A 19,082-nucleotide genomic window follows, 5' to 3' on the forward strand; every position below is an offset into this window, starting at 1 on the left:
CTTCGGTTCGCTCAGCGAAGATTGACGGTCAGGGTGTCGTCGGCCGTCACGTTCCAGCCGCCCACGCTCAGCAGCCGGGAGAGGTCGGGGGCCGCGTTCCGGTCCACCAGGAGTTCGACGAACCCGCGCGGCTGTTCCGGCGCGTGCTCGATGCGGACGTCCTCGATGTTGACCCCGGTCTCGCCGACGGCCGCGAACAGCCGTGCCAGCGCGCCGGGTTCGTCGGGAATGACCACCGGGACGGCCGCGAAGTCGGCCCTCGGCGCGCCCGGCTTGGCCGCCACGCGCGCATGGCCGCGGTTGCCGCGCAGCAGCAAGTCCTCCAGCCCGGCCTCGGCCCGGCCGCGTACTTCCGCATCCGGGCTGCCCAGAGCGCGCAGCGCACGGACGGCCTCGTCGAGGTCGGCGGCGTACGCGTCGAGGACGTCCGCGACCGCGTCGGCGTTGGCGTCGAGGATGTCCCGCCAGAGCCCGGGGTCCCCCGCGGCGATCCGGGTGACGTCCCGCAGCCCCTGCCCGGAGACCCGGACGCTGTCCTCCGCCGCGTGCTCCAGCCGGGCCGCCATGAGGGAGGAGACCAGGTGCGGGGCGTGCGAGGTGAGGGCGACCGCGCGGTCGTGCGCGCCGGTGTCCATGACGACCGGCACCCCGCCGCACAGCGACACGAGTTCCAGCGCCCGGTTGAGGACATCACGGCCGGTGCGTTCGGAGGGGGTCAGTACCCACAACCGGCCCTCGAACAGGTCGGCGCGGGCCGCCAGCGGACCGGAGCGCTCCCCGCCGGCGAGCGGGTGGCCGCCGATATAGCCCGACGAATCGGCACCGGCGGCCTGGATCTCCCGGTGCGGCCGGGCCTTCACACTGGCGACGTCGGTGTAGGCCCGGGCGGTCTCGGCCCGCTGGGCACGCGCCAGCACCGTGCCGATGTGCGCCGGCGGGACGGCCAGCACCGCGAGGTCCACCGGCCCCTCCGGTGCCCGCAGCGAACCCGCGCCCATGGCCTCCGCGGTCCTGGCGGCGGTGGTGTCCGCGTCGTCCAGGTGCACCGTCACCCCGCGCCGGGTCAGGGCGAGCGCGACGGACGTGCCGATCAGGCCGGTTCCGATGACCGTGGCGGTCCTCATCGCGGATCCTCCGACCGCCACCGCCGTGTCTCCGCCTCGATGAAGCGCGCCAGCCGTGCGACGCCCTCCTCGATGTCCGCGGGCGAGAGGTAGCTGAAGGAGAGCCGGATCGTGTGCTCCCCGCCGCCGTCCGGATAGAAGTACGACATGGGCGTCCAGATGACGCCGTGTTCCTGGGCGGAGCGCAGCAGAGCGGCGTTGTCGACGGTGAACGGCACCCGGATGGTGAGGAAGAAACCGCCGCTGGGCTCGTTCCAGCTCACCCCCGACCCGTCCCGGCGAGCCTCGGGGAAGTGGCGGGCGAGCTGCTCCAGCGTCACCCGGAGGACGTCCCCGTAGTGCGCGGCGGGAGCGGCGTTGAGCTGGGAGATACGGCCGTCCGACGCCAGCAGCATCCCCGCGACGGCCGCCTGGCTCAGGGGCGGGGTGTTCACCGTCACCATGCTCTTGATCTTGGCGAGTTCGTCCGCGAGCAGGCTGGTCGCCCCCGAGGCGTCCTCGACCCGCTGGTCCGCGATGACGAAGCCGATGCGGGCGCCGGGGAAGACCGTCTTGGAGTACGAGCCGAGGTGCACGACCCGCCGCTCGCGGTCCATCGACTTGAGGGTGGGCAGCTGCTCCCCGGCGCTGACCAACCGGTACGGGCTGTCCTCCAGGATGACGAGATCGTGGCGGGCCGCCAGCTCCAGCAGCTCGGCACGGGCCCGCAGCGAAAGGGTGTTACCCGACGGGTTCGAGTGGTCGGGCACCACGTAGAAGGCGCGCGGCCGCCTGCCACGGGCCAGTTCGGCCTGTACGGCGGCCTCCAGGTCGGCGCAGGAGATGCCGCCGTCGCGCTCCTCGACCTCCGTCAGCGGGATGTCCAGCAGTCGGGCCGCCCCGGTGATCCCCACGTAGCAGGGGCTCGCGACCAGCAGGACGTCCCGCGGGCTCGCGAACAGGGCGCGCAGCGCGAGCAGCATGGCCTCCTGGCAGCCGACCGTGACCACGATCGACTCGGGCGCGACATCGATGCCCTCGTCCTTGCGGAGCGAGTCGGCGATCAGCTCCCGGATCAGCCCGGCGGTGGGACCGTACTGATACACGGAGGTGCGGATGGCCTCGGGGGAGAGGCCGCGCTCGGCCTGGTGGTCGAGGTAGCGGCGGATGTGCGTGAAGATGTCCTCGGTGTCGAAGAACCCCTCGTAGGGGCGGCCGGGAGCGAAGGACACCGCCTCGGGAAACCGCCCGGTGATCTCGTTGAGGAAGTTCATGGTGTCCAGCACGGGGTCGCCGACGCTGCGGTGCAGTTCCTCCTTCCGCAGGTCGGACGAGGGCGCCGCGGGCCGTGCCGGTGCCGCGGGCTCCGGGCGGGCGGGTGGGGCCGCGTCGCCCGTCTCCAGCAGCGAGGGGCCGGCCGCACCGGTCGACGGGGTGCCGGTGAGCACCATCGCGTCGGCCAGTTCGTCGACGACGATGCCGAGCACGCGCGAGACGCCCTCCTGGCCCTCGACGGCCAGGCCGTGCAGTACCGGCCGGCCCAGCAGCACCGCGTCGGCGCCCAGGGCGAGCGCCGCCAGGACGTCCGTGCCCCGCCGGATCCCGCCGTCGACGAGCACCGGGCAGCGGCCCGCGACCGCCGCGGTGATCCCGGGGAGGACGTCCAGCGTTCCCGCCCCGCCGTCCAGTTGGCGCCCGCCGTGGTTGGAGACAACGATGCCGTCCACGCCCGCGGCCACCGCACGGGCCGCGTCCTCGGCCGACATGATGCCCTTGAGGAGGACGGGCAGCGGGCTGACCGACCGGAGCCAGGCCACGACGGACCAGTCCAGGGCGGGATCCAGCTCCGTACGCCCGTGGTCCGTGGGGGAGGAGTAGTCCACGCCGTGCGAGGGAAGGTTGGCGGGGGCCACGCCCTCGGGCAGCCGGAAGTCATTGCGCAGGTCGCGCAGCCGCCGGCCCAGCCTGGGAGTGTCGACGGTGAGGACCAGGGCCTCGAAGCCCGCGTCCCGCGCACGCTCGATGAGCCGACGGGTCGTGTCACGGTCCCGGAAGCAGTACACCTGAAGCCACAGCGGCGAGGTCGCGACGGCCGCCAGCTCCTCGAAGGTCCGCCCGGCGAAGCTGCTCACGACGACCGGCAGTCCGGCCGAGCCCGCCGCCCGCACGGTGGCGATCTCGCCCTCGGGGTGAACCAGCGTGTGATACGCCATGGGGGCCACGCCCACCGGGGCAGCCCAGCGGCGGCCCAGGATCAGGGTGGAGGTGACCGCTTCGGCCACCCCCGACAGCACCCGGGTGCGCAGCCGCACCCGGTCGAACGCCCGCAAGTTGGCGGCGAGTGTCCGCTCCTCGCCCGCACCGCCCTCGACGAAGTCCCAGTGCGCGGCGTCCAGGCGGGTACGGGCCAGCTCGGCGCAGTCGGCGAGGGTCAGTGCTTCCTTGGCCGCGATCGCGGGATCGACGGCGGTCACGGGGCGACCGACCGCGCGCGCTCCACGGCCTCGTACAGCGCGCGGATGTTGGAGCTGCCGAAGCCCTGCGCGCCCTGCCGCTGAATCAGCTCGAAGAACAGGGTGCGCCGCTCGAAGGGGGAGCGGGTGAAGAGCTGCAGCAGATATCCCCACTCGTCCCGGTCGGCGAGGACGTTCGTCTTGCGCAGGTCCGCGATCTCCGCCTCGAGCCGCGGGATGCGGTCCGCGAGCACGTCGTAATAGGTGTCGGGCGTCTGCAGGAACTCCACACCCCGGTGCTGGAATTCCAGCACCGCGGGCACGATCTCATCGACGAGGAAAGCGAGGTGCTGCGCACCGCCGCCACCGTTCCGCTTCAGAAATTCGTCGATCTGTCCCGGCTTCTTCGTGACGTCCGGCTCGATGATGGTGAAGGTGATGCCGCCGGACGGGCTGCGCACCACGATCGAATCCATCGCCTGCTCGCCGACGGCGACGTACTCGCTGTAGAACTGGTCGAATCGAAAGCCGTCGAGGTAGTAGCGGACGACGTCGTGGAGCGTACCGGCGTCGAGGCACACCGCGATGTGGTCGAGCGCGCGGAGCACCGGCGCCCCGGGGCCGGTGGCCGCGGCGGGCGTCGCGCCCACGACCCAGGGCCGGTCGCCGGGCAGCCCCGGCGCGGTGCCCGCCGGGCGCTCGACCAGGGTGTGGCGGACCGCGCCGAACCCGGAGACCACCGGCGTTCCCGAACCACCGTCGTCGTACGACCGGCCCCCGGCCGCGAGCGCCCCGGCCCGGGCGGCGTCGGCGTCCTCGCAGGCGAACGCGATGTCGGCGATGCCGTCGCCGTGCTCGGCGAGGAAGTCCTCCGTCGCCGGACCCGAGGCGATCACCAACTGGACACCGCCCTGGCGCAGCAGCACCGAGTCCTTGCCGTCCGCCGAGGCGCGGGCCGCCTCGGTGAAACCGAACGACGAGACGAAATAGTCGGCGGTGGTCTTCTGGTCGCTTGCGTAGAGCTCTAGGTACTCGACGTCATGCGCGGTCATGATGCTCCTTGTCAGGAATTCAATGTGGCCGGTTTCCAAGAGAGGCGCGCGGTCGCCGATACACCGGCCGGGCCGGCCGGCGACCTGCCGAAATCTGCTCGGGCCCCGCAGGTATTTCCCGAAGGCATTCCTACGGTGGGCTGAAGTCCGCACCAGCGCCTGGGGGCATCGTCTTCCTCACCATGACCGGCGCCCGGCAATCCCCTCAAGTTCCCCTGCAACAAGCTGCCATGGGGTCCGGTGCCGGTCGCCGCCGCCGATGGCAGCTTGTTGCAGGGCCGATTGCCGCAAATACCGGCCGACCGCAGGATGGCACGGGTCGGGCCCAGGTCTGCCCGCAGCCTCCTTCGTACTTTCGCCGGAAAAGGAAGACATTGACGATGGCGACCAATACCTTTGCCGGTCCCTTTGCCGACGGCGCCGCGGCCCCGGCGGATTGCGCATTGATCTGCCTGCCCTTCGCGGGCGGCGGCGCGGGGTTCTACCGAGCCTGGAAGGACCTGAAGGACCTGCCGGCCGGCGGCCCGGCCGTCGTCCCGCTCCAACTTCCCGGCCGCGAGGAACTCTTCATCGACGAGCCGTTCCGGGACGCCGTGGTGGCCGGTGAGCGGCTCGCCGAGCAGGTCGCCGAGATCGCCGGACGCTACGGCCGTATCGCCCTGTTCGGCCACAGCCTCGGCGCCGTGCTCGCCTACGAGATCGCACGCAACCTCGACGGGGCCGGTTCCGGCCGCCCCTGCCACCTCTTCGTCAGCGGATCACCCGGCCCCTGGAGCGGGCGCAGCGACCGGGCCACCGGCCTGGACGACGCCGGCTTCCTCGCCCAGGTCGAGTCGTTCGCCGGTTACAAGCACGAGGCGCTGGAGGACCCCGACATGCGGGAGCTGCTGCTGCCGCTGCTGCGTGCCGACGTCGAGATGCACGAGGACTACAAGCCCGTCTCCAAGGACCCGCTGCACATCCCCGTCACCTCGCTGCGCGGTACCGACGACGAGCTGGTCACCCGCGAGCAGGCCGACGAGTGGCGGGCGGCGACCGCCGCGGACTTCGAGCTGGTGGAGATCCCCGGCAGTCACATGTACCTGGCCGACGACCCGGCGCCGCTGCTGGCGGCCGTCACCCGGACCCTTGGCTGAGAGAGGCCGCACCATGCAGCTGCAAGGCAAGACCGCCGTCATCACGGGCGCGGCCCGCGGCCTCGGCCGGGCCTGCGCCGCCCGGTTCGCCGAGGAAGGCGCAGACCTCGTCCTGCTGGACATCGGGCAGGACCTCGACGGCGTGCCCTACCCCCTCGGGTCCGGCGGCCAGTTGGAGCACACCGCGGACCTCTGCCGCGCCCACGGTGCCGCCGTCCTCACGGTGACCGCCGACGTGCGCAGGTCCGCGGAGTGCGAGGCGGCGATCGGGCAGGCCCTCGACCGGTTCGGCTCGGTGCAGGTACTGGTCAACGGCGCGGGCATCGCGGCCCCCTCGGGCAAGGCGGTCCACGAGATCACCGACGACGAGTGGGACCTGATGATCGACACCGATCTGTCCGGCGCGTGGCGCATGACGAAGGCGGTCAGCGCCCACATGGTCGCCCGCAACGAAGGCAGCGTCATCAACGTCGCCTCGACCGCGGGCCTCGTCGGTTACCGCCACTTCGCCGGCTACGTGGCGGCCAAGCACGGCCTGATCGGCCTCACCAAGGCGGCGGCACTCGACTACGCGCCGCACCGGGTGCGCGTCAACGCCCTGTGCCCCGGCTCCGTCCGCGACGACCCGCTCGTCGAGGGCCGCATGCTCGCCGAGATCGCCCGCTCCCTCGACGTCGCCGTCGAGGAGCACGAGCAGATCTTCGTCCAGGCCCAGCCGATGAACAGGCTCATCGAGCCCGAAGACATCGCGGGCGCCGCCCTCTGGCTGGCCGGCGACGACTCGCGCCAGGTGACCGGCAGCACGATCACGGTCGACGGCGGTTTCACCGCACGTTGAGCCGGCTCTTTTGCCGTTCCACCCGATTCCCCGCCCTCGATCACCTCGTTCCGCAGGAGTTGCGCACATGGCGACAGCCGTCCGTTACCGCGTGGCCGTCCCCGTCGGCCCGGGCCGACTGCCGGCCGCCCAGGCAAGGTCCTGCCACAGCCTGACCGTCCGGGCCCGCGGCCCGGTCGCACCGGCGACCGTGGCAGGCGTCCACCTCTGGCACGAGCCCGTGCCCGCCGCCTCCGACACCCCGCTCGCCCTGGCCCGCCGGGAAGCCGAGGCCGGACGCCCGTTGTCCCCCTCCGGCCCCCCGGTCCGCGCGGTGCTGCTGCGCTACACCGACGGGCCGGCCGACCTCGTGCTCGTCGCCCGGCGGGCAGCCCTCGGCGAGGAGGGACTGCGGCGACTGGCCGCGTACCTGCTGGAGGGCACCGGCCCCGAGCCGCGCGTCGCGGCCTTCGGCGGGCAGCCGACGTACCCCGCCGGTGCGCGCCCCGACGCGGAGTGGGGCCTCGGCGATCCGTCGCGCGCCGGCCTGTCCGGCACGGTGGCGGTGGAGCTCAAGGAGCCGGAGCCGTCCGACGCGACCCTGCTCGCGGCCGTCGGCCTGGTCCTCGCGCGCTATTCCGCGGGGGAGAGCACCGCGGTCGCCGTCTTCGACGCGACGAGCGCCCACACCGGGCCCCTCGTTCGCTCCGTCGCCCCCGACGAGACGCTGACGGCCGACGCGTACGTGGCCGAGTGGGCCGCCACCGACGGCGACGAGGCCACCGCGCCCGGCCCCGTACCGGCCGTGGGCGTGGTCTTCGGCGAGCTGCACCCGGGGTCCGACCACCGGCCGTTCCTCGCCCCCGCGCTGCCCCTCGTCCTGCACTGGCGGCGGGCCGCCGACGGCACGACGGACGGCGTCCTCGCCTACGACGAGGGCGACGTCGCCCCCGAGATCGCCCGAGGCTTCGCGGCCCACGTCGCCCACGTCGCCGATCAGCTGACCGCCGACCAGGACCGCACCCTCGCCGACATCGATCTGATGAGCCGGGCCGACGCCCTGGAGATCGTCGCGTCCGGGGCGACGCCCGCCGTCGGTCCGGACACCTCGCACCGCACCATCCACGGCCTCTTCGAGGACACCGCCCGTCGGCAGCCGGACGCCGTCGCCGTCGTCGACGGCGACACCACCCTCAGCTACGCCCAGCTCGACGAGCGCGCGGACCGCCTCGCCCGGGGCCTGCGGGTGCTCGGCGCCACCCCCGGCGACATCGTCGGCGTGGCCCTGGACCGCACCGCCGAACTCATCGTGACGCTGCTCGGTGTGCTCAAGGCGGGCTGCGTGTACGTGCCCATGGACATCCGCTACCCGGAGGAGCGGCTGCGCTACACCGTCGGCAACGCGGGCACCCGTATCGTCATCGGCTCCGCCGACACCTTCCCCACGATCGACGACGTCCGCGTGGCCGCCCCCGCCGACCTGATCGCGCTCGCCGCGCGCACCTTTGACGAGCTGCCCCCGCTCACCGAGAACGGCGCGGCCGCCGCGTACGTCATCTACACCTCGGGATCCACCGGCCGCCCCAAGGGCGTCGCGGTCCCGCACCGCAACGTCGCCGCGCTGATCGCCGCCACCCAAGAGGACTTCGCCCTCGGCGACACCGACGTGTGGACGTTCTTCCACTCCAGTGCCTTCGACTTCTCCGTCTGGGAGATCTGGGGCTGCCTGCTGACCGGCGGCCGGCTCGTCGTGGTGCCCTACTGGGTGACCCGCGACACCGAACTCTTCTACGAACTGCTCGTCGACCGCGGCGTCACCGTCCTCAACCAGACCCCGTCCGCCTTCGCGCAGCTCATCGAAGCCGACAGCCGGCTGCGGTCCCCCCTCGCCCTGCGCCTCGTCGTCTTCGGCGGCGAACCGCTGGACGTCGGCATGCTGACCCCGTGGTTCGCCCGGCACTCCCACACGCGCGTCCGCCTGTCCAACATGTTCGGCATCACCGAGACCACCGTCCACGTCACCGAGCAGACCGTGACCCCCGCCGACGTCGCCGTCAAGGGCCGGTCCGTGGGCCGTGCCATGCCCGGCTGGTCCGTGTCGGTCCGCGACCCGCAGGGCCGGGTGCTGCCCCCCGGGGCCCCCGGCGAGATCTACGTCGGCGGCGCCGGAGTGGCACAGGGCTACCTGCACCAGCCGGAGTTGACGTCCGAGCGGTTCATCGAGGACCCCTACGGCGGCGGCCGCGTCTACCGCAGCGGCGACCGCGGCCGGCTGCGCCCCGACGGCCGGCTCGACCACCTCGGCCGCCTGGACAACCAGGTCAAGGTCCGTGGACACCGCATCGAACTCGACGAGATCCGCAACGTCCTGCTCAGCCACCCGGAGGTCACCGGCGCGGCGGTCGTGCTCCGCCAGGAGACACCGGGCGACACCGCCACGGCCCGCATCGACGCGTACGTCGCGCTGAGCGGGGCCGGGATCGAGACGGCCGATCTGCTCGGCCACGCGAGCGGTGTGCTGCCGGACTACATGATGCCGGCGACCCTCACCCCGGTCGCGGCCATCCCGCTGACCATCAACGGCAAGGTCGACACCGCCGCGCTCCCCGAACCCACCACCACCCGGGAGACTCCCGCCGCCCCACCCGCCGACGCCGCACGGCCCCCCGCCCCCGAGGACCCGCTCGCCGCCGACATCCTCGCCCTGTGGAGCCAGGTGCTGGGCACCGACGTCGGGCCCGGCGACAACTTCTTCGAACTGGGCGGGAACTCCCTGCTGGTCATCCGGCTCCTGCGGGAGATGCGCGACCGCGGACTGCCCCGCGTCGCCACCCAGGACTTCTACCGCAACTCCGTGGCGGCGCAGTTCATTTCGTTCGTCGGCGGCGGCAAGGGCTGAGCCCGTCCACCGACGACGAGGCAGCAGGTATTCACGAGCGCCCTTGGACACTCCGGGGCGGCATCGACTCCGCTGGAGGTAATTAGTCGTGTCCGAACACCAGGGCGCCCCGCTGCCGCTGACCGCCGCCCAGGCCGGCATCTGGTACGCACAGCAGCTGAACCCGCAGAACACCATCTTCCACCTCGGCGAGTACCTCGACATCGACGGGCCCGTGGACGTGGAACTGCTGGAGCGGGCCCTGCGCCGCGTCGTCGAGGAAGCCGACACCCTGCGCGTCCGCTTCGAGCTCGTCGACGGCGAGCCCCTCCAGCGGGTCCTGCCCACGGCGGACTTCACCTGGTCGCCGGACCGGCTGGACTTCACCGCCGAGAGCGACCCCCGGGCCGCGGCCCGCGCCTGGATGGCCGCCGAACTCGACCGCCCGGTCGACCCGATGAGCGACCCCCTGTTCCGGTTCGCCCTGCTCAAGGTCGCCGACGAACGCTACTTCTGGTTCTACCGCTACCACCACCTGCTGGCCGACGGATACACCGTCGTCGTCATCGCACAGCGCGTACCGGAGATCTACTCGGCACTCGTCGAAGGCCGGCCCGTCGGCGACAACCCCTTCGCGCCGCTCGCCGACCTGATCGCCGAACACACCGCGTACCGCGGCTCCGAGCGCGGCGCGAAGGACCGGGCGTACTGGTCGGAGCACATGGCCGACGCGCCCGAGCCGGCCGGACTGTCCGGGCGCCACCCGGGCACCGTCGAGAGGCTCATCCACCGCACCGCGCACCTGCCCCAGCAGGACACCGACGACCTGCGCGGCCTCGGCCGCGCGGCCGGGGTCTCCTGGCCCCCGGTGCTGTTCGGCGCGGTCGCGGCCTACCTCCAGCGGCTGACCGGCGAGGACGAGGTGATCCTCGGGCTCCCGGTGTCCAACCGGCTGGGCCGTACGGCCCTCAGCGTGCCGTCCATGGTCTCCAACGTCCTGCCGCTGCGGATCACCTTCACCCCCGGCATGACCGTCGCCGAACTGCTGGCCCAGGTCTCGGGCGAACTGCGCGGAGCCACCCGCCACCAGCGCTACCCCTACGAGGACATCCGCCAGGATCTCGGCATGCTCGCCGACGAGCGACGGCTGACCGGCCCGCACGTCAACCTCATGCTCTTCGACCACAAGCTGTCGTTCGGCGAGCACCGCTCCCGCCCGCGCACCCTGGCCACCGGCCCGGTCGACGACCTGTCGTTCCTCATCTACGACCGCACGACCGAGCCCGGGCTGCAGATCGACTGCGACGCCAACGCCGAGCTCTACGGCGAGGACGAACTCACCACGTACCAGGATGGCTTCCTGGCGTTCCTGCGGCAGCTCGCCACGGCGGGCCCGGACCGGCGCGTCGAGGACCTCGCCGCCCCCGAGGCGGCACGCAGCACCCACCGGCGGGCGATCGCCGCGACCTCCGCCGCCGCCGACGAAGCAACCGACACGGCCCCCGCCTCCGCCGAAGCGGCGGTCACAGGCCGCCCGCGCACCCCGCAGGAGGAGATCCTCTGCCGGATCGCCGCCGAGGTGCTCGGCGTCGACCACATCGGCGTCGACGACAACTTCTTCCTGCTCGGCGGACGCTCCCTCCAGATCACCAAGATCGTCAGCCGGGTGCGCGCCCTCTTCCAGGCCGAACTCCCCCTCCGCCGCGTCTTCGAGGCCCCCACCGTGGCCGGCGTCGCCGAGCAGCTCGGCGGGGCCCGAGGCGCCCGGCAGCCGCTGACCGCCGCCGCACGCCCGGAGATCATCCCGCTGTCGGCCGCCCAGAACCGGCTGTGGTTCCTCAACCAGCTCGGCCGTCAGGACGCGGTCTACAACGAGGCCGTGGCCATCCGCCTGCACGGCCGGCCGGACGTCCCGGCGCTGCACGCGGCACTCAACGACGTGGTGGCCCGCCACGAGAGCCTGCGCACGGTCTACCCCGAGTTCGCCGGTGAGGCACGCCAGCTGATCCTCGCACCCGGCGCCGCGACCGTGGCCCTGCCCGTGGAGCCGGTCACCCCGGCCACGCTGCCCACCGCCCTCGCCGAGATGGCACGGCACGGCTTCGACCTCGGCACGGAGATCCCCGTCCGCGCCCGGCTGCTGACCCTCGCCGAGGACGAGCACGTCCTCCAACTGGTCGTCCACCACATCGCATGCGACGGCTGGTCGGTCACCCCCTTCACCCGGGACCTGTCCACCGCCTACGCCGCACGCCGAGCGGGCGAGATGCCGGGGTGGCAGCCGCTGCCCGTGCAGTACGCCGACTACGTGCTCTGGCAGCGCGAGGTGCTCGGCGACGCCGACGACCGGGACAGCGAGCTCGCCGGACAACTGCGCTACTGGAGCGAAACGCTCGCCGGGCTCCCCGAGGAGATCCCCCTGCCCACCGACCGGCAGCGGCCGGCCACGGCGACGTACGAGGGCGGACGCGTCGCGTTCCGGCTCTCCCCGCACACACACGAGAAGCTCAGGGCACTGGCCGCCGAGAACGGCGCCAGCATGTTCATGCTCGCGCAGGCGGGCGTGGCCGCGCTGCTGACCCGTTTCGGGGCGGGCACGGACGTCCCCATCGGTTCACTGATCGCGGGTCGTACGGACGCGGCGCTGGACGACCTGGTCGGGTTCTTCGTCAATACGCTGGTGCTGCGCACGGACACCTCGGGCGATCCGACGTTCCGCGAGCTGCTGGGCCGGGTCCGGGAGACGGACCTCGCGGCCTACGCCCACCAGGACCTGGCCTTCGAGCGCCTCGTGGAGGCCCTCAACCCGACCCGCTCGCTGGCCCGTCACCCCCTGTTCCAGACCGCCCTCGACGTACAGAGCGGCGACACAGCACGGCTGGAGCTGGCCGGGCTGAACGCGGACTCCGAGCTGATGGACACCGGTAGCGCCAGGTTTGACCTGTTCTTCCGGCTGGTCGAGGAGAACGCCCCGGACGGTTCGGCCTCCGGTATCGGCGGCCGTTTGGAGTTCGCGCGAGATCTGTTCGATGAGGGTTCGGCGCGGCGGTTGGCTGAGGGGTTGGTGGGGCTGCTGGAGGCGGTCGCGGCTGATCCTGGTGTGTCGATCGGTGCGGTGGAGGTGCAGTCCGGGGCTGAGCGTGCTCTGGTCGTGGAGGGTTGGAACGCGACGGGTCGTGAGGTGGCGGCGGGGTCGTTGCCGGGGGTGTTCGAGGCGCAGGTCGCGCGGACGCCGGATGCCACGGCGGTGGTGTTCGAGGACGAGTCGTTGTCGTATGCGGAGTTGGATGCGCGGGCGAACCGGTTGGCGCATGAGCTGGTGGCCCGTGGGGTGGCCAGTGGTGACTTCGTCGCGGTGGCCGCACCTCGGTCGCTGGAGTTGATGGTCGCGCTGTATGCGGTGGTGAAGGCGGGTGCGGCGTATGTGCCGGTGGACCCGGACTACCCGGCCGAGCGCATCGGATGGATCCTTGAGGACGCCAAGCCTGCACTGGTCCTGACCACGACCGCTGTCGCCGGCCGGCTGCCCGAGGGTGATGTGCCGGTGCTGCTGCTCGACACACCCGCGGGTGTGGCTGCGGAACACCCCGACACCGCCCCCGAGCGTGTGCTGCCGGAGAACGCGGCGGCGTATGTCATCTTCACGTCGGGTTCGACCGGGCGTCCGAAGGGCGTCGTGGTCGGGCACGAGGGCATTCACAACCGCTTGGAGTGGATGCAGGACACCTACGGGCTGGACGCGAGCGACCGGGTGTTGCAGAAGACGCCGTCGGGGTTCGATGTGTCGGTGTGGGAGTTCTTCTGGGCCCTGCGCACCGGTGCCACGCTGGTGCTGGCGCGTCCGGAGGGGCACAAGGACCCCGCCTACATGGCACGCCTGATCCAGGACGAGAACATCACCACCGTCCACTTCGTGCCCTCCATGCTCCAGGCGTTCCTCGCCGACCCCGCCGCCGGTGAGTGCACCAACCTGCGCCGGGTGATCTGCTCGGGCGAGGCACTGCCTGCCGACGCGGTGACCCGCTTCCACCAGCTGCTTCCGGGTGTGGAGCTGCACAACCTCTACGGGCCCACCGAGGCCTCGGTCGATGTGACCGCCCACGCCACCAGCCCCGGCTCCCCGACCGCGTCGGTGCCGATCGGCCGGCCCATCTGGAACACCCGCACCTACGTCCTGGACGCCGCCCTGCGCCCCGCGCCCATCGGCGTCCCCGGCGAGCTGTACCTCGCGGGTGTTCAGCTCGCTCACGGCTACACCGGCCGCCCCGGCCTGACAGCCGAACGCTTCATCGCCGACCCCTACAGCACCACCGGCGAACGCATGTACCGCACCGGCGACATCGCCCGCTGGACCACCGACGGGGTGCTGGAGTACCAGGGCCGGGCGGATGACCAGGTCAAACTCCGTGGCTTCCGCATCGAACTCGGCGAGATCGAGAACACGCTGACGTCACACGACACGGTCGGCCAGGCCACCGTCATCGTCCGCGACGACCGCCTCGTCGCCTACGTGGTCCCGGCTGCCGAGAGCGTGGACACCGACACCCTGCGCACCCACGTCGCGGGTGTCCTGCCCGAGTACATGGTCCCGTCCGCCTTCGTCACCCTCGCCGAACTCCCCCTGACCGCCAACGGCAAGCTCGACCGCAAGGCCCTGCCCGACCCCGACTTCACCGCACAGGCGAGCAGCCGCGCTCCCCGCAACACCCGGGAAGAGACCCTCTGCACCCTCTTCGCCGACGTCCTCGGCCTCGACACCATCGGTATCGACGACAGCTTCTTCAACCTCGGCGGCCACTCCCTCCTCGCCACCCGGCTCATCAGCCGCATCCGCACCGAACTCGACGTAGAGGTCGACGTCCGCACCATCTTCGAGGCCCCCACCGTCTCGGCGCTGGCGTCGCGGCTCGCCGGTGCCTCCGGTGCGCGGTCGGCGCTGACCGCTCGGGAGCGGCCGGAGCACATCCCGCTGTCGCCCGCGCAGCAGCGGCTGTGGTTCATCAACCGCATGGAGGACGCCGGCGGTAACTACAACACCGGTCTCTCTCTCCGGCTGTCCGGTGCGGTGGACAAGGGGGCGCTGCGTGCGGCCCTGGCCGATGTCGTGGCGCGGCACGAGAGTCTGCGGACCGTCTTCCCCGACACCGACGGGCAGCCGCGGCAGCTGATCCTCGCCCCCGAGCAGGCCGTTCCGGAGCTGACGGTCACAGCCGTCGACGCGAGCGATCTCGACGTGGCGCTCTCGCGTGCCGCTTCCGTCGACTACGACCTGTCGGTCGAACCGCCTCTGCGCGCCCAGTTGTTCGTGCTGAGCCCCACCGACTCCGTCCTGCTGCTCGTCGTCCACCACATCGCCAGTGACGGCTGGTCCAATGCGCCGCTGTCCCGTGACCTGTCCACCGCGTACGCCGCGCGCAGCACCGGCTCGGCCCCCGACTGGCAGCCGCTGCCGGTCCAGTACGCCGACTACACCCTCTGGCAGCGCGACGTACTCGGCGACGAGAACGACCCGGACAGCCCCATCGCCGCCCAGCTCGACTTCTGGCGCTCGGCGCTCGCCGATCTGCCGGAGGAGCTGCCGCTCCCCGTCGACCGCCCGCGGCCCGCCCGGATGAGCTACCACGGCGAGACCGTGCCGCTCCGCTTCGGCCCCGAGCTGCATCGGAACCTGGCCGACGTGGCCCGTGAGTCGGGTGCCACCGTCTTCATGGTGATGCAGGCCGCGATCGCGGCACTGCTGGGCAAGCTCGGCGGCGTGGAGGACGTGCCGATCGGCAGTGCCATCGCGGGGCGCACCGACGAAGCACTCGACGACCTCGTCGGCTTCTTCGTCAACACCCTCGTCCTGCGCACCGACCTCAGCGGCCGCCCCACCTTCCGTGAGCTCGTCGAGCGCGTCCGGGACACGGACCTGGCCGCGTACGCCCACCAGGACGTGCCGTTCGAGCGGTTGGTCGACGACCTCAACCCCGTCCGTTCCCTGGCCCGGCACCCGCTCTTCCAGATCATGCTGTCGATGCAGAACACCCCGGCCCCCACGATGCGGTTGGGTGATGTGTCGGCGGCTCCGCTGCCGGTGGACATCGACACCGCGAAGTTCGACCTGTCCTTCCAGCTCGGTGAGGTCTTCTCCGCCGACGGCTCGCCCGCGGGCATCGAGGGCGGCCTCGAATTCGCCACCGACCTCTTCGACCGTGCCACGGTCGAGCAGCTGGCCAGGCGGCTGGAGCGGCTGCTGACGGCGGTGGCCGCCGAACCGGACCTGGTGCCGGCAAGGTTCGACCTGCTGGCACCGGGCGAGCGCGAGCGGATCCTGACCGAGTGGAACCCCACCGGGTACGAGCCTTCCGCCGCGACGCTGCCGGAGCTGTTCGAGGCCCAGGCCGCCCGTACCCCCGACGCGGTCGCGGTGGTGTCGGAGTCGGGCTCACTGACGTATGCGGAGCTCAACGCGCGGTCGAACCGGCTGGCGCGTCATCTCATCGCGCGGGGAGTGGAGCCGGAGCATCTGGTGGTGCTGGCGTTGCCGCGCTCCGAGCAGGTGATCGTGGCGCTGCTCGCGGTGCTGAAGGCCGGGGCCGGGTATCTTCCGGTCGATCCGGGCTACCCGGCCGACCGCATCGCCCACATGCTGCGGGACGCGCGGCCCCGGCTGCTGCTGACCACGGCGGAGCAGTCCGGCACGTTGGAACCGCTGATGGCGGACGACGGGCGGATGCTGGTGTGGGACGAGCCGGGCCTGGCGGCGGAACTGGCCGCACTGCCCGACGGTGACATCACCGATGCCGAGCGTGGTGGTGCCCTGACCCCGGACTCCGGCGCGTATGTGATGTACACCTCCGGGTCGACCGGCAAGCCGAAGGGCGTGCTGGTCACGCACGGGGACGTCGTCGCCCTGGCCGGCGACGGCCGTTTCGCCACGGGCCACGAGGCGGTGCTGGTGCACTCGCCGCAGGCGTTCGACGCATCCACCTACGAGGTGTGGGTACCGCTGCTGGCCGGCGGCCGGGCCGTGATCGCCCCGCCCGGCGACCTGTCGGCCGCACTGCTCCGCGGTGTCATCGCACGCCACGGCGTGTCCGCGATCTGGCTGACCGCCGCACTGTTCCACCTCTTCGCCGAGGACGACCCCGGCTGCCTGAACGGTGTGCGCGAGGTGTGGACCGGCGGTGACGTCGTCCTGGCCGATGCGGTGCGCCGCGTGCGTGAGGCGTGCCCGGGGCTGGTCGTGGTGGACGGCTACGGTCCGACCGAGACCACCACTTTCGCCGCCTGCTTCAGGATCGGGCCGGACACGGAACTTCCGTCGTCGGTCCCGATCGGGCGGCCACTGGACTCCATGCGGGTTCATCTCCTCGACCGTGATCTGCGGTTGGTGCCGCCCGGCGTGCCGGGGGAGCTGTACATCGCGGGCACCGGTCTGGCCCGGGGCTATCTGGGCCGGCCGGGGCTGACCGCCGACCGCTTCGTGGCCTCCCCGCACGGCGTGCCGGGGGAGCGGATGTACCGCACCGGCGACGTGGCCCGCTGGACCGCGGACGGACAGATCCAGTTTCTCGGCCGGGCGGACAACCAGGTCAAGCTGCGCGGCTTCCGTATCGAACTCGGCGAGATCGAGGCGGCACTCGCCGGTCACGACTTGGTCGCGTACAGCGCCGTCGTCGTCCGTCAGGACCGGCCGGGTGTCAAACGACTGGTGGCGTACGTCGTGCCGGCGGACGAGGGCATCGACCAGGAGGCATTGCGCCGGTACCTGGTGGACCGGCTGCCGGAGTACATGGTCCCGGCCGCGTTCGTGACTCTCGACTCGCTGCCGCTCACCGCGAACGGCAAGCTGGACCGCAAGGCCCTGCCCGCACCCGACTTCGGCGAGCAGGCCACCGGCCGTGACGCCCGCAACGCTCGGGAACGTGCGCTCTGTGCGCTCTTCGCCGATCTGCTGGGCCTCGAACGTGTCGGTATCGACGACAACTTCTTCGAGCTGGGCGGCGACAGCATCATCTCGATCCAGCTGGTCAGCCGCGCCCACCGGGCCGGTCTGCTGCTCCGCACCCGGGACATCTTCGACCACCAGACGCCCGCCGCGCTCGCGGAGGTCGCCGAGGAGGTCGCCGGGTCGACGCAGGAGCCGCGGGAAGCTGGCCTCGGCCCGGTCCCGCTGACCCCCATCATGCATTGGCTGCGGGAGCTCGGCGGGCCGGTCGACGGCTTCCACCAGGCCATGCTGGTACAGACTCCGCCCGGATGCGACGCGAAGGCACTGGCCGGCGCGCTGGGAGCGCTGCTGAACCGGCACGACGTACTGCGTTCCCGCCTGGCCCGGCCGGCCGGTGGTGACTGGGAGCTGGAGGTACGGCCGCCCGGCAGCATCCGGGCGGAGGAGATCTTCCGCTGGACCGACGCGTTCGGTGCCGACATCGCCGAGGAGGCCCGGGCCGCCCAGCGGCGGCTGGACCCGGAGATCGGGGTGATGCTGCAGGCCGTGTGGTTCGACGCGGGACCCGACGCTCCGGGACAGCTGCTTCTGACCGTCCATCACCTGGTGGTCGACGGCATCTCCTGGCGCATCATGCTCCCGGAACTGCCCGAGCTGTACCGGGCGGCGGTCGAGGGGCGCGAGGCCGACCTGGGCTCGGTGGGCACCTCCTTCCGGAGCTGGGCCCGGTACTTGGCCGAGGAGTCCCAGGAGCCGCGTCGGATGGCGGAACTCCCGCTGTGGACCGAGATGCTGGGCGCGCCCGAGCCGCCGCTGGGCGCCCGCGCGCTGGACCCCGGGCGGGACACCGCCGCGGTGTCGGGCCGGCTCACGCTCACCCTGTCCGCCGAGGAGACCGAGCCGTTGCTGACCCGGCTGCCGGCCATCTACCACGCGGGCATCAACGACGTGCTCCTGACGGCCTTCACCCTCGCGGTCGCCGACTGGCGGCGGGACCGCACCGCCGGAGCCGGGTCCGTGGTGCTCGATCTGGAGGGGCACGGGCGCGAGGAGATCGCGGACGGACTCGACATCTCCCGGACCGTGGGCTGGTTCACCAGCATGTACCCGGTACGGCTGGACCCGCGGCTCGATGACAGCGAGTGGCCCGAGGTCTGGTCGGGCGGCCCCGCGCTGGGCCGGGCCCTGAAGGAGATCAAGGAGCAGCTGCGCGCGATACCGGACAACGGCATCGGGTACGGGCTGTTGCGCCACCTCCGCCCGGACACCTCGGCCACCCTGTCCGCCCTGCCGTCGCCGCAGATCAGCTTCAACTACCTGGGGCGCATCGACATGACCGACGGCGCCCAGGGCGGCGCTGTGGCGGACTGGGCCGTACGGTCGGACGCCGACCTGGGTGACGGACACGACCCGGCCATGCCGTTCGGCCACGCCCTGGAGCTGAACGCGGTCACGCAGGACCAGCCCGACGGGCCGCGGCTCATGGCCACCTGGTCCTGGCCTCGGGAGCTGTTCACGGAGGACACCGTCCGTGAACTCGCGGAGAAGTGGTTCCGGGCACTCGGCGCACTCGTCACGCACGCGGAAGCACCGGACGCCGGCGGGTTCACCCCCTCCGACCTCCCGCTGGTGAACCTCAGCCAGAAGGACCTGGACCTGCTGTCGGAGGAATGGGGATTCTGACGCAGACGGCCTGAACCCCGGACC

The 19,082-nt window shown here is 72.2% G+C and carries 7 protein-coding genes and 1 pseudogene; 4 read left to right on the forward strand and 4 right to left on the reverse strand.

Features of this window, described 5'->3' with window-relative positions:
- Positions 1-11: 11 nt before the first annotated feature.
- From ACZ53N_RS01570 to hppD, 4 genes and pseudogenes are all read right to left on the reverse strand, one after another.
- Positions 12-1,124, reverse strand: a complete 1,113-nt coding sequence (locus tag ACZ53N_RS01570) for a prephenate dehydrogenase (protein WP_469138961.1) — start codon at positions 1,122-1,124, stop codon at positions 12-14.
- Entirely contained in the window at positions 1,121-2,554 is a 1,434-nt protein-coding gene (locus ACZ53N_RS01575; RefSeq protein ID WP_469139034.1) for an aminotransferase-like domain-containing protein, read from the reverse strand. The genes ACZ53N_RS01570 and ACZ53N_RS01575 overlap by 4 nt, the downstream gene beginning before the upstream one ends.
- A 6-nt stretch (positions 2,555-2,560) precedes the next feature.
- Positions 2,561-3,577 (reverse strand): annotated as a pseudogene (locus ACZ53N_RS01580) (alpha-hydroxy acid oxidase); the annotation flags it as partial.
- Positions 3,574-4,608, reverse strand: coding sequence for a 4-hydroxyphenylpyruvate dioxygenase (hppD, locus tag ACZ53N_RS01585; protein ID WP_469138962.1), 1,035 nt, complete (start codon positions 4,606-4,608; stop codon positions 3,574-3,576). The pseudogene ACZ53N_RS01580 and the gene hppD, both read right to left, overlap by 4 nt.
- 380 nt (positions 4,609-4,988) lie before the next feature.
- Here hppD and ACZ53N_RS01590 point away from each other — a divergent pair, with 380 nt between their 5' ends.
- From ACZ53N_RS01590 to ACZ53N_RS01605, 4 genes are all read left to right on the forward strand, one after another.
- Entirely contained in the window at positions 4,989-5,744 is a 756-nt protein-coding gene (locus ACZ53N_RS01590; RefSeq protein WP_469138963.1) for a thioesterase II family protein, read from the forward strand.
- A gap of 13 nt (positions 5,745-5,757) precedes the next feature.
- Positions 5,758-6,582 carry an SDR family oxidoreductase gene (locus ACZ53N_RS01595; protein WP_469138964.1) on the forward strand — a complete coding sequence of 275 codons (825 nt, stop codon included), beginning with the start codon at positions 5,758-5,760 and terminating at the stop codon, positions 6,580-6,582.
- Positions 6,583-6,649: 67 nt separating this feature from the next.
- On the forward strand, positions 6,650-9,460 hold the full coding sequence (locus ACZ53N_RS01600; RefSeq protein ID WP_469138965.1) for an amino acid adenylation domain-containing protein: 2,811 nt from the start codon (positions 6,650-6,652) through the stop codon (positions 9,458-9,460).
- A gap of 88 nt (positions 9,461-9,548) precedes the next feature.
- Positions 9,549-19,058 carry an amino acid adenylation domain-containing protein gene (locus ACZ53N_RS01605; protein ID WP_469138966.1) on the forward strand — a complete coding sequence of 3,170 codons (9,510 nt, stop codon included), beginning with the start codon at positions 9,549-9,551 and terminating at the stop codon, positions 19,056-19,058.
- Positions 19,059-19,082 lie beyond the last annotated feature (24 nt).

It is taken from the genome of Streptomyces sp. NPDC033229, from assembly GCF_055576875.1.